This is a genomic window from Methylotenera sp. (genome assembly GCF_030684185.1).
Lineage (GTDB): Bacteria > Pseudomonadota > Gammaproteobacteria > Burkholderiales > Methylophilaceae > Methylotenera.
Genome location: NZ_JAUXOY010000016.1, coordinates 1 through 11,364, shown reverse-complemented (window position 1 = coordinate 11,364; position 11,364 = coordinate 1). Strand labels below are relative to the sequence as shown.

The window sequence follows — 11,364 nt, the reverse complement described above, 5'->3', positions numbered from 1 at the left end:
GGAAGGCAATCACACTTCTGGCGCCTGCCTCAGCACGCGATTCCTTTAATAACAAGGCAGCAATTTTGTTGCTTCTATTTCATAGTAGGCATGACGAATTCAGAACCTATGGTTTTGTTGCTGGCAGGCCAGCGTGAAGTGGTGGTTTTTAAACGGGTATAAAAACGCATGCCTTCGGTGCCGTAGATGTGATGGTCGCCAAACAGTGAGCGTTTCCAGCCGCCAAAACTATGGAACGCGATGGGTACAGGAATGGCAACGTTCACGCCGACCATGCCGGCTTGTACGCGGCTGGTAAACTCTCGCGCAACTTCGCCATCACGCGTGAAAATAGCCGCACCGTTACCAAATTCATGGTCATTGACTAGTTGCAGTGCTGCTTCAAAAGTTTCTGCACGTACTACTGATAATACCGGGCCAAAAATCTCTTCTTTGTAAATGCGCATCTCTTTGGTGACATGGTCAAACAGGCATGGCCCTAAAAAGAAGCCTTTTTCAAACGATTTTTGGCGGTAATCGCGACCATCAATCACCAGTTTTGCGCCTTCAGCTACGCCTAAATCTACATATTCTTTTACCTTGGAAAAGTGTTGCGGTGTGACTAACGGGCCCATGTCGGCTTTTTCATTCAGGCCTTGATCTATGGTGATGGTTTTTACTTTTTCTGTTAATTTTTCAACTAATTTATCCGCAACATCGCCCACGGTCACTGCAACTGAAATCGCCATACAGCGCTCACCAGCAGAGCCGTAACCTGCGCCAATCAAGGCGTCAGCCACTTGGTCTAAATCTGCATCAGGCATCACCACTAAATGATTTTTAGCACCGCCAAGTGCTTGTACACGCTTGCCGTTTTTGCTGCCCGTGCTGTAAATATATTCAGCGACAGGTGTTGAACCTACAAAACTGATTGCCTGAATACGTTTATCTGATAGCAACACGTCTACGACTTCTTTATCACCATTTATCAGGTTAAATACGCCAGCAGGCAGGCCAGCTTCTGCCAGTAAATCTGCAATCATCAAACTCGCGCTTGGTGTTTTTTCTGAAGGTTTAAGCACAAAGGTATTGCCTGTGGCCAATGCCATGGGAATCATCCAAAGCGGCACCATGATAGGGAAATTAAACGGAGTAATGCCCGCCACCACGCCTAGCGGTTGGTGCATGCTGTAGGTATCAATGCCAGTGCCTACCTGGTCGTTATAGTCGCCTTTCATCAGATACGGCATGCCGCAGGAAAATTCAACAACTTCGATGCCGCGCGTCACTTCGCCACGCGCGTCACTGATGGTTTTGCCGTGTTCAAGTGAAATGGCTTTAGCTAAATCATTCGCATGTTCATCCAGCAAGGTTTTGAACCTGAACATAATGCGCGCCCGACGTAAAGCCGGCATTGAAGACCAAGCGGGGAAGGCGGCTTGTGCAGCACTGATAGCGGCTTCAGTTTCTTGAGCCGTGGCATTGCAAAGCTGCGCTTGCACTTCACCAGTGGCAGGGTTGTATACGTCGCTAAATCTACCGCTAGTGCCCGCAATGTGCTGACCGTTAATATAATGGCCGATAATCTTATTGCTCATTTTGATTGCTCCATAATCTTAATTTATTGGTTTATTTAATTGGTTTATTGTAGGAGCGCAATTTATTGCGCGAATGTAGCAGTAAAAGTAGCTTGCTGTTCGCGCAATAAATTGCGCTCCTACATCAAGTGATTAAGTTTAGGTTGGTTGTTGATGTGCCGCCCAAGCCTGCTCATTTTTAAGATAATTGTTTGTATTCAAACCCGCTTCACCCTGGCTGGCAACGTATTTAATTGCATCACTTAGTGTGTTAAAAATGCGGTCTATTTCATGTTTTTCTATAGTCAGTGGCGGTGAAACGGCAATAATGTCGCCTGTATAGCGCACGTGAAGCCCTAACTCATAACATTTAAGATATACCGCAAAGGCAAAAGCACCGGTCCGATTAGTTGTCGCTTCAAACTCGATGCCTGCTACCAAGCCGATGTTGCGAATATCTTTTATCATCGGCAAGCCTTTAAGTGAGTGCGCTGCAGATTCAAAATAGTGACTTAACCCATTTGCCCGGTCTTCCAGTTTTTCGGTTGCAAAAATGTCCAGCGTGGCAATGGCTGCTGCACAAGCAATCGGAATCGCGCTATAGGTGTAGCCATGTGGCAGTTCAATAGCGCCTGCGGCTGATTTTTCCATAAAGGCATCATAAATTTCTCGTTTAACGGCTACCGCCCCCATTGGTACGACGCCATTGGTGAGGCCTTTTGCACACGTCAAAATGTCAGGGATGACATCAAAATAATCTGCGCCAAACTTGGTGCCAAGGCGACCAAATCCAGTAATGACTTCATCAAATATCAGCAGAATTCCATGTTTATTGCAAATTTCGCGCAAACGCTTTAAGTAGCCCGCAGGCGGCACAATCACACCTGCTGAGCCTTGCATGGGTTCTACAATCAACGCGGCAATAGTGAAAGGGTCATGCAATGTCATGATGCGCTGTTCAAACTCATTTGCCAGTGCAACGCCGCCATCTTCGGGTATGCCTTTGGTAAACGCATTGTTGGCAATATCTAGCGGATGGCGAATATGATCGACACCAGCTAAACCATTACCAAAAGCTTTGCGATTGCCTGCAATGCCGCCTACTGCAATACCGCCAAAATTTACACCGTGATAGCCACGCTCACGACCAATCAGTTTATTGCGTAGCGGGTTGCCAGTTACACGGTGGTAAGCCAAAGCTATTTTAAGTGCGGTGTCAGCTGATTCTGAACCTGAGTTAGTGAAAAATATGCGGTCTAGTCCTGCGGGCATGTATTCTGCCAAACGCTCTGCGGTTTCAAATGCCAATGGGTGGCTTGATTGAAAAGCAGGTGCGTAGTCTAGTGTCAGCAATTGCTGGCCCACTGCCGTGGCAATTTCCGCACGTGCGTGACCCGCAGGTACGCACCACAAGCCAGCAGTGCCATCAAGAATCTGCCTGTCATCTATTGAGGTATAGTAATTGCCTTTAGCTGCTTTAAATAATCTGGGCATGGCCTTAAACTGCCGATTAGCTGTAAAGGGCATCCAGTAATTCGACATATTTGGCAATTGGACAGGCTTATTTTGAGACATTATGGATTCCTAAATCGATTGCTAATGCTTTAATTACTCGCAATATATTCAGGTGTTTAGAATAATGTGTCAACAATGGTTTTTTAAATTTTTAACCTGTTGATTTAATGAGTGTTAATTTAATCATTGTTATTGTATATTTAACACTTTAAACACGCTAAAGTTACATGATGGATATAGACGTAGGGTTAAGATTAAAGTTGGTTCGGCTACGGCATCAATTATCGCAACGCGCTTTGGCAAAAAAAGCGGGCGTAGCTAACGCCACGATTTCACTGATTGAGTCAGGCAATACCAGTCCGTCGGTCAGTGCACTCAAGCGTATATTGGCAGGCATTCCCATGACGCTTGCTGAATTTTTTTCTGACGAATTGCCCAATATGAAAAGCGAAGTGTTTTACCGTGCGCAGGAACTGACAGAGATTAGCGGTGGTGAGGGTATTTCATACCGTCAAATTGGTTCTGCAAAATCTGGCCATGTCTTGCAAATTCTTTATGAAACGTATGAGGTAGGCGCTGATACTGGTTTGATTATGCTGCAACATGAAGGTGAAGAGGGTGGAGTGATACTTTCGGGCAGGTTGGAGGTTACGGTGGGTGAGTCGACGCGGGTATTGGGTGTGGGCGATGCTTATTATTTTAATAGTAGTGAGCCGCATCGCTTTCGTAACGCAGGCTCGCAAGTTTGCACATTAGTGAGTTCGTGCAGTCCGCCTACGTTTTAAATGTTAGCAGTTAACACTATATTAAGTCAGAAGCTAAGCTGGGTTTCGTTTTTGCTTTATAAGCACAATGCGCTAGAATGGGTTTTATTATGCAAGTTGATGAAAATGAGTGCCAGTAGATGGAATTAAAAGCCAGCATTGCAGCAGTTAAGCAAGTAAAGCCTTTTCTAACTAAGGCTGCGGTTATAGGCTTTATTTACCTGGTTGTGGCTTACTTCGGTACTTATCTGGCACCTTATATTGATGCGATTGCATTTTTTGAGTTGCCGGCTATCGCACTGGCCGCTGCGGTGACTATAAGATACGGATGGGCTGGCGTCCTGGGTGCTGTCATGGGCTCATTTTTATTCCATCTGCTAAAAATGCCTTGGGATATCGCATTAACGCTTGCCGTCGGTGTCGGTGTCTGCGCACTAATATTTCGCTACTTATTTAGGCTATTCCATCCATCTGTTGTAACCATCAATCAAGTGTCAATGGTGACTATTTTTGCGTTTATTGCGGCACCTTTAGCTAGCATTGCGCACACCATCATCTCAATTGTAAGTATGCAGGCTTTTGGCTTTGTCACTTGGGATAATATTACCCAAAGCATGATGTCATGGTGGTTTAATGAATTGTTAGTCGCGTATCTTACATTGCCTCTGTTACTTTCTTTGCTTTCATATCAAAAGCTATACTTTTCAGCGCAGGATAAAATTGAAGCAGCGGTTATTTTTGTTGGTATGTGCGTCGTTTCCTGGCTGACAATCCAATACGGCCAATTGTTGGGTTCGTCAGAAATCATCATTTTTGTTTTGTTATCCTTTGTTTTACTCGCAGCACTTAGGTTTAAGACTATTGTGACGCATGCTGCGATTTTTCTGGCGGCCATCATCGCCTTCATCGCAGTTGTGTATAAATATGACCAAATTAACACCGAGTTGTATGCACAAGCGGTATTCACCATAAAAATTGGACTTGTACCAATGGCTTTGGGTGGTTTATTCGTTGCTTCGGCATTTTCAGAACGTCACTATGCAGAGGTCAAACTTAATAAGCTGGCCAATCATGACCCGTTAACAGCTTTGCCAAACCGCACTTATTTCCAGGATTTTTTAACGCATAGTCTGGCGCAGGCGCAGAGACAAAAACAGCAGGTCTATCTATTGTTTATCGACCTGGATCGGTTTAAGAAAATCAATGATTCAGAAGGTCACGAGATTGGTGACGCAGTGCTTAAAATTATCGCGACTCGTTTAAATGACATCCTACGTGCAGATGATTTTGTGGCGCGGTTAGGGGGTGACGAATTTGCCGTAGTGTATACCCACCCACCCATCAATAACGCCGCAAGTAACCTTGCCAGAAAAATCATCGGTATCGTTTCTCAGCCATTTGAACTCGATGGTAGACGCTATAGCGTTGGTGCAAGTATCGGCATTAGTGTTTACCCAACGATGCCACAGATGCCAATGCGCTGCTCAGGCAGGCGGACTTAGCCATGTACCAAGCCAAAAGCAAACGTAGTGGTTTTGAGTACTTTAGTGAGGAAATGAACGTTTTAGCGCATGAGCAATTACAAATTGAAAACGGACTAAGACAGGCGCTTGAGAAAGGCGAACTTCTGCTGATGTATCAGCCCAAAGTGGATTTGCGCACTAATCAGGTAGTCGGTTTGGAGGCGCTGGTACGCTGGTTAACTAATACGGGCGTGCTGACCAGCCCTGATAAATTCATCCCGATTGCTGAGGAAACAGGATTGATTGTGCCGATTGGCCGATTTGTGATTCGTGAAGCATGTGAGCAATGGGTTAGATGGCATGAGGCCGGACTCAATCCGCCAGCTGTTGCCGTTAATATTTCACCTCGGCAATTCAGTGATTTATCTTTGATAGGGGATATTCTTGAGATCATCAAAATGACGAGAATGAATCCTTCCATGCTGAACGTTGAGATTACTGAAAGCGCAACGATGGATGACCCGGAGATGACCATGGAAATTCTTGCTGAAATGCGAGCGCTTAATCTTCACCTGTATATTGATGACTTCGGGACGGGGCACTCAAATTTAGGTCAGTTAAGGCGCTTGCCGATTGATGCCGTTAAAATTGACAAAAGCTTTATTAATGACGTTCTGACCAATAACGATGATGCAGAAATCGTGACCGCGATTATAAATCTGGCACACGCTTTAAAATTACGTGTTGTCAGTGAAGGGATAGAAACAAAAGAGCAGTTGGCGTTTTTAAGGAATTTAGGTTGTGATGAGATACAGGGTTATTTAGTCAGTAAGCCAGTTTCGCATAGTCAGGTAGAGTCTTTCTTTAATAAAACAATTAAGCTTTAGTCATTACATTTTTCCACAATCACTTTTGATGCCTTGAGTGCTATCGTCGTGTCAGCGATAGGATAGTTCAGAGTTTGCTCATTGTCACGCTGCCGTTAAGAAGTAAGTTTTGAATTACGCCATATATTTGCGCTAAATTATTCGATTGCAGAATGATATTTCATATAGACTTTAAGCTTTATGACATTTGTATGACTTAAATCCCATGAATGACCTGAACCCCATTTTTTTTAAATAACATTTATATGCGCCTACCAGCCTAATTTCTTGCATACAGCCAATACACATTTAATTTTAGATAAACTCATCGCACTCACATACGAGCGCGATGTGGTGGCGATTGAGCTTTTATTGGCGCAAACACTGTTTGATTTAATTGCACCTTATAATGCCGAGGGTGATAAATCAGTGTCAGTTTATCGTGTTGAGGATGTGAGAAAGCAGCTTCCTCCTGACATTGTTATTGGTAAGCCATTAAAAAAAGATGCGCTTTCCCCAAGGTTGACACAGAAGCTTATCGAGATATTTAAGTCTGGCGGGTATAGTACTTATGCCCAAGAGGGAGAGCCTAGCGCGGCACTGTACCCTTTAAAAAATGCGGCAGGCCATACTGTGGCGATTATAGGCATCGAGAATTTTGTATGTGATCCTCAGTCACATGAAAACTTTACCAAACTGCTGCAGATTTACCAAAACTTTACCGGGCTTATCAATGACAATGAGCGTGATACGCTAACAGGGCTGCTTAATCGTAAAACTTTCGAGAAGAAAATTAATAAGGTTTTGGCGCGGATGCGTTTAACGAATGCGCGTAAAGAGGATGAAGCAAAGCTGTTTCATTATCTGGCGATTTTCGATATTGATCATTTCAAAAGGGTGAATGATGAATTTGGTCACCTGATAGGTGATGAAGTGCTGCTTTTGTTTTCTCAGTTAATGACGCAGACGTTCAGGACTACAGATCCGCTGTTTCGCTTTGGTGGAGAAGAGTTTGTAGGTGTGTTTGAATGTACGAGTCAAAGTGATATACCGATTATTTTAGAACGCTTCAGGGAAAAAGTTGGTAATTTCAATTTTCCTCAGGTCGGTAAGGTGACAGTAAGTGCAGGCTATACTGAAATTTTAGCGGATGACGCTTCAAGCCAGTTGATAGATCGTGCAGACTTGGCGCTCTATTTTGCCAAAAACAATGGACGCAACCGAATTTGTCATTATGAGCAACTCGTAGATGAAGGTGCCATACAGGAAAATAAAAAAGAAGGTGACATTGAATTATTTTAGAATTATTTTAGAATTATTTTAACTACAATGTTTAAAATTAGTCAGTGTTAGTAGTGGATGTACATTATCTACTAAGGTGAATTAGTACAATTAAGAGCCACTTGTGATGGTGTTTGAAATTAATCTTTTGTGTCAATTAGCGGAAGTGCCAAACCTTCTTTCACTTCCTCCATCACAATATAACTTCTAGATTCCTGCGCACCTGGCAGAGTAAGTAAAATATCACCCAGGAGTGTGCGATAGTCGGTCATTTGCGCTATGCGCGCCTTAATTAAATAATCAAAATCACCTGAAACCAGATGGCATTCCAGCACGCTTGGTAATTTAAGAATTTCTTGCTTGAATTTACTGAAAATTGCGCCAGATTTGGTAGAAAGCTTTAACTCCACAAATACCAGTAAGCCGAATCCTAGCGCATGCGGGTCAAGCCGGGCGTGATAGCCCAAAATCACTCCTTCTTTTTCAAGAGTTTTTACTCGCTCTCCACAAGGCGTGACAGAAAGGCCGACGCGTTCCGCAAGTTCGGTAATGGGTATGCGCGCATTTTCTTGCAGCACTGATAGTATTTTAAGATCTATACGATCTAGTTCACGCACGGCATGGGTTCGAATACGCATATTTCACCCTTAGACAAAAATAAAAAACATTATGAAAAAAAATTTCAGTTATTTTTTTCTGTTAATAAATAATAATTGGTGATATTTACTAAAAACAATTATAAATTAAGTTAAATAATTGTGTTATTAAAAAATAAACTATCTATGTATTCTGTATAGGCAAATATTTGTATATCTGGTACCTGTATATCTGGTACCTGTATATTTTTGGAGAGTCGTCATGCGTGTGCTTGTATTAGGGTCGGGCGTCATTGGCGTAACCAGTGCATATTATTTGGCACAAAAGGGCTTTGAGGTCACGGTGATAGATCGTCAACCCGCAGTTGGTTTGGAAACCAGCTTCGCTAACGCAGGGCAAATCTCCCCTGGTTATTCTGCACCCTGGGCAGCGCCTGGTGTGCCTATGAAGGCGTTGAAATGGATATTTCAACGGCATTCTCCGCTCGCGCTTAAGCCAGACTGGTCGTTATGGCAATTAGCGTGGACGCTTAAATTGTTAAGAAACTGCAACTCCGCAAGCTACGATCGCAACAAAGAGCGCATGGTGCGGTTAGCCGAATATAGCCGTGATTGTTTGGGTGAACTACGCACTAATACCGGCATTGCTTACGAAGGTCGCACACGTGGCACTTTGCAGGTATTTCGCACACAAAAACAGCTTGATGCCGAGGCGAAAGACATTGCCGTGTTAAGCCGAATGGGTGTGCCGTTTGAACATCTTGATTCCGATGGTTGTGCCCGCGTAGAGCCTGCATTAGCCTTGGTAAAAGATCAGCTTTTAGGCGGATTACGGTTGCCGCACGATGAAACAGGCGACTGTCAGTTATTTACTACCAATTTGGCCGTTGAAGCGCGCAAGCTTGGTGTTAAATTTAGACAAGATGCGACGATTGAGCGTTTATTGACCTTGAATGGCAAACTTAGCGGCGTTGAAATTACTACACAAGAAGGTTTGGAAATGTTACATGCAGACCAATATGTGGTTGCGCTTGGCAGTTACTCCCGCCAATTGATGCAGGGTTTAGGTTTGAAAATACCTGTCTATCCCGTCAAAGGCTATTCACTCACCGTGCCTGTGATTAACAATGATGCCGCGCCCATTTCAACCGTGATGGATGAAACCTATAAAGTCGCCATTACCCGTTTTGATAATCGCATTCGTGTTGGTGGCATGGCAGAATTAGCGGGCTTCGATTTAAGCCTTAATCCGCGCCGTCGTGAGACTTTAGAAATGGTACTTGGCAGTTTGTTTCCCAATGCAGGCGATGTGTCGCAATCGCTATTTTGGACTGGATTGCGACCGATGACGCCAGACGGTACACCGATTATCGGTAAGGCTTCTGCTATGTATGAGAACGTATGGCTCAATACTGGCCACGGTACGCTAGGCTGGACGATGGCTTGCGGTTCAGGACAGTTGCTGGCAGATTTAGTCGCTAATCATCAACCTGCTATCCAAAGTGACGATTTTGCACTTGGTCGATATACTGTAACTAGCTACAATAAGAACGTTCACAAACCTTCCACTACACAGCAGACCATATAAAAACATAAAACAGTCATGTCTCGTCCCGCAATCGCTCACATTCGCCTAGATGCATTTAGACACAATTATCGTGTTGCCAAACAATGTCATGGCGGCAAGGCGCTTGCTGTGATAAAGGCCAATGCATACGGTCATGGTGCCGTGCATTGCGCTAAATCAATAGAAGGTGAGGTTGATGGCTTTGCTGTTGCATGTTTAGAAGAAGCATTGCAATTGCGAGAGGCTGGTATTCCTGAGCCGATTTTGCTGTTGGAAGGCTTTTTTGAAGCCAATGAGTTACCTGATATTGTCGCAAACGACTGTTGGATTGTAGTGCATGCCCAGTGGCAACTCGAAATTTTGTTGTCGGCTAAACTCGCACAACCATTGCAGGTATGGCTAAAAATGGATAGTGGAATGCATAGGCTGGGCCTGTCGGTAAGTGAATATGTACAAGCTTATGAACGTTTGAATGGACATAAAAACGTTAAAAAAATTGTGGCAATGAGTCACTTTGCCAATGCAGATAACTTAAGCTCAGACCATACTTCGCAACAAATTGAGGTTTTTCAAAACACTATTCATGCGCTTAAACAAGCAGCCCGTATAGAATTAAGTTTAGCCAACTCTGCTGCGATTCTTGGCTGGCAAAAGATAAAGCGTGACTGGTCGCGGCCTGGCATTATGTTGTATGGTGCCAGCCCTATCGTCCAATCATCACAAGTACCTGTGTTAAAACCAGTGATGCAGCTTACTTCAAAAATCATCTCGATTCGCAATATAAAAAAGGGTGAATCAGTTGGTTATGGCAGCATATTTACAGCAGATAAAGATACAATAATCGGTGTAGTCGCTTGTGGCTATGCAGACGGTTATCCAAGGTCGGCCATCGCAGGGACGCCGATGGCTGTAGATGGCATAATGACCCGTTTGATAGGCCGTGTATCCATGGATATGTTGTTTGTTGATTTAACCGATATTCCAGCAGCAAGTATTGGTAGCCAGGTTGAGTTATGGGGCAACCAGGTGGCAGCCAATGATGTGGCAAAAGCAGCAGGTACCATTGCTTATGAGCTATTTTGCAATGTTAAACGTGCACATTTTCAATATTTCGATGCTTCTAATATCTAGTTGGCAATATATAATTCACTATTAATTTCAACAAAATTTTCAAAATATCTATTATTTAAAAAGGTTTCCTCATGCACGTAATCCAAACACCTAACGCCCCAGCCGCTATTGGCCCGTATTCACAAGCGATGGTAGTGGGTGATTTTTTGTTTACATCCGGTCAAATTCCGCTTCTAGCAGATGGCACGCTGAATGATGGCGATATTACTACGCAAACCACACAAGTATTGGCGAATCTTAAAGCCGTGATTGAAGCCGCAGGTGCGAACTTAAACAAAGTGGTTAAAACTACCGTTTTTTTAAAAAATCTGGATGATTTTGCCGACATGAATAAGGTGTATGGCGAAACTTTTGGTAGCCACACGCCTGCGCGCTCTACTGTGCAAGTGGCTAAATTACCGCGTGATGTATTGGTGGAAATTGAGGCGATTGTTTCGCTGGCTTGAAAATTAAAGGCTTTTGCTTAACTAAAAGCACTAGTTTAAAGAGACCTTTGCAAAAGTATTTATTGCGGCAAATTACTGCGTTGCGCGGTACTCGCAACCTCGCTGTACACCGCGTACTATCTCGGTTTCTGTGTTCCGTGCGCCTTGTACTTTATCCACACTAAACACTTTTGCAAAGG

General features: G+C 43.8%; 10 protein-coding genes. 7 read left to right on the top strand and 3 right to left on the bottom strand.

Annotated features, from left to right (window positions below; translation table 11 throughout):
* Positions 1 to 74: 74 nt before the first annotated feature.
* Positions 75 to 1,577 (bottom strand): CoA-acylating methylmalonate-semialdehyde dehydrogenase, encoded by a 1,503-nt coding sequence (locus Q8J82_RS06870; protein ID WP_305328005.1) that lies wholly within the window; start codon positions 1,575 to 1,577, stop codon positions 75 to 77.
* Positions 1,578 to 1,715: 138 nt separating this feature from the next.
* Positions 1,716 to 3,131 (bottom strand): aminotransferase class III-fold pyridoxal phosphate-dependent enzyme, encoded by a 1,416-nt coding sequence (locus tag Q8J82_RS06865; protein ID WP_305328004.1) that lies wholly within the window; start codon positions 3,129 to 3,131, stop codon positions 1,716 to 1,718.
* Positions 3,132 to 3,307: 176 nt separating this feature from the next.
* Here Q8J82_RS06865 and Q8J82_RS06860 point away from each other — a divergent pair, with 176 nt between their 5' ends.
* The 4 genes from Q8J82_RS06860 (at position 3,308) to Q8J82_RS06845 (ending at position 7,466) form a co-directional block, all read left to right on the top strand.
* Positions 3,308 to 3,856: a cupin domain-containing protein gene (locus Q8J82_RS06860; RefSeq protein WP_370868111.1), complete on the top strand. Its 549-nt coding sequence runs from the start codon at positions 3,308 to 3,310 to the stop codon at positions 3,854 to 3,856.
* Positions 3,857 to 3,975: 119 nt separating this feature from the next.
* Positions 3,976 to 5,337: a diguanylate cyclase domain-containing protein gene (locus Q8J82_RS06855; RefSeq protein WP_305328003.1), complete on the top strand. Its 1,362-nt coding sequence runs from the start codon at positions 3,976 to 3,978 to the stop codon at positions 5,335 to 5,337.
* Between the two features lie 2 nt (positions 5,338 to 5,339).
* Positions 5,340 to 6,185 carry a bifunctional diguanylate cyclase/phosphodiesterase gene (locus tag Q8J82_RS06850; RefSeq protein WP_305328002.1) on the top strand — a complete coding sequence of 282 codons (846 nt, stop codon included), beginning with the start codon at positions 5,340 to 5,342 and terminating at the stop codon, positions 6,183 to 6,185.
* A gap of 267 nt (positions 6,186 to 6,452) precedes the next feature.
* Positions 6,453 to 7,466, top strand: coding sequence for a GGDEF domain-containing protein (locus Q8J82_RS06845; RefSeq protein ID WP_304908219.1), 1,014 nt, complete (start codon positions 6,453 to 6,455; stop codon positions 7,464 to 7,466).
* A 119-nt stretch (positions 7,467 to 7,585) separates the two neighbouring features.
* Here Q8J82_RS06845 and Q8J82_RS06840 read toward each other — a convergent pair whose 3' ends face one another.
* Complete coding sequence (locus tag Q8J82_RS06840) at positions 7,586 to 8,083, bottom strand: winged helix-turn-helix transcriptional regulator (protein WP_304892280.1); 498 nt, start codon at positions 8,081 to 8,083, stop codon at positions 7,586 to 7,588.
* A gap of 220 nt (positions 8,084 to 8,303) precedes the next feature.
* On the opposite strand from Q8J82_RS06840, the gene Q8J82_RS06835 reads away from it, so the two are divergent.
* The 3 genes from Q8J82_RS06835 (at position 8,304) to Q8J82_RS06825 (ending at position 11,185) form a co-directional block, all read left to right on the top strand.
* Positions 8,304 to 9,629, top strand: a complete 1,326-nt coding sequence (locus Q8J82_RS06835) for a D-amino acid dehydrogenase (protein ID WP_305328001.1) — start codon at positions 8,304 to 8,306, stop codon at positions 9,627 to 9,629.
* Positions 9,630 to 9,644: 15 nt separating this feature from the next.
* The gene (gene alr, locus Q8J82_RS06830) at positions 9,645 to 10,739 is read left to right on the top strand and encodes an alanine racemase (protein ID WP_304892278.1); all 1,095 of its coding nucleotides are present in this window, start codon (positions 9,645 to 9,647) and stop codon (positions 10,737 to 10,739) included.
* 71 nt (positions 10,740 to 10,810) lie between these two features.
* Positions 10,811 to 11,185, top strand: a complete 375-nt coding sequence (locus tag Q8J82_RS06825) for a RidA family protein (RefSeq protein ID WP_304892277.1) — start codon at positions 10,811 to 10,813, stop codon at positions 11,183 to 11,185.
* Positions 11,186 to 11,364 lie beyond the last annotated feature (179 nt).

Bases quoted from the DNA above. Each gene is read 5' to 3' on its own strand.
- Q8J82_RS06870 (WP_305328005.1), bottom strand. From the start codon at position 1,577: ATGAGCAATAAGATTATCGGCCATTATATTAACGGTCAGCACATTGCG.
- alr (WP_304892278.1), top strand. From the start codon at position 9,645: ATGTCTCGTCCCGCAATCGCTCACATTCGCCTAGATGCATTTAGACAC.
- Q8J82_RS06825 (WP_304892277.1), top strand. From the start codon at position 10,811: ATGCACGTAATCCAAACACCTAACGCCCCAGCCGCTATTGGCCCGTAT.
- Q8J82_RS06850 (WP_305328002.1), top strand. From the start codon at position 5,340: ATGTACCAAGCCAAAAGCAAACGTAGTGGTTTTGAGTACTTTAGTGAG.
- Q8J82_RS06840 (WP_304892280.1), bottom strand. From the start codon at position 8,083: ATGCGTATTCGAACCCATGCCGTGCGTGAACTAGATCGTATAGATCTT.
- Q8J82_RS06865 (WP_305328004.1), bottom strand. From the start codon at position 3,131: ATGTCTCAAAATAAGCCTGTCCAATTGCCAAATATGTCGAATTACTGG.
- Q8J82_RS06835 (WP_305328001.1), top strand. From the start codon at position 8,304: ATGCGTGTGCTTGTATTAGGGTCGGGCGTCATTGGCGTAACCAGTGCA.
- Q8J82_RS06855 (WP_305328003.1), top strand. From the start codon at position 3,976: ATGGAATTAAAAGCCAGCATTGCAGCAGTTAAGCAAGTAAAGCCTTTT.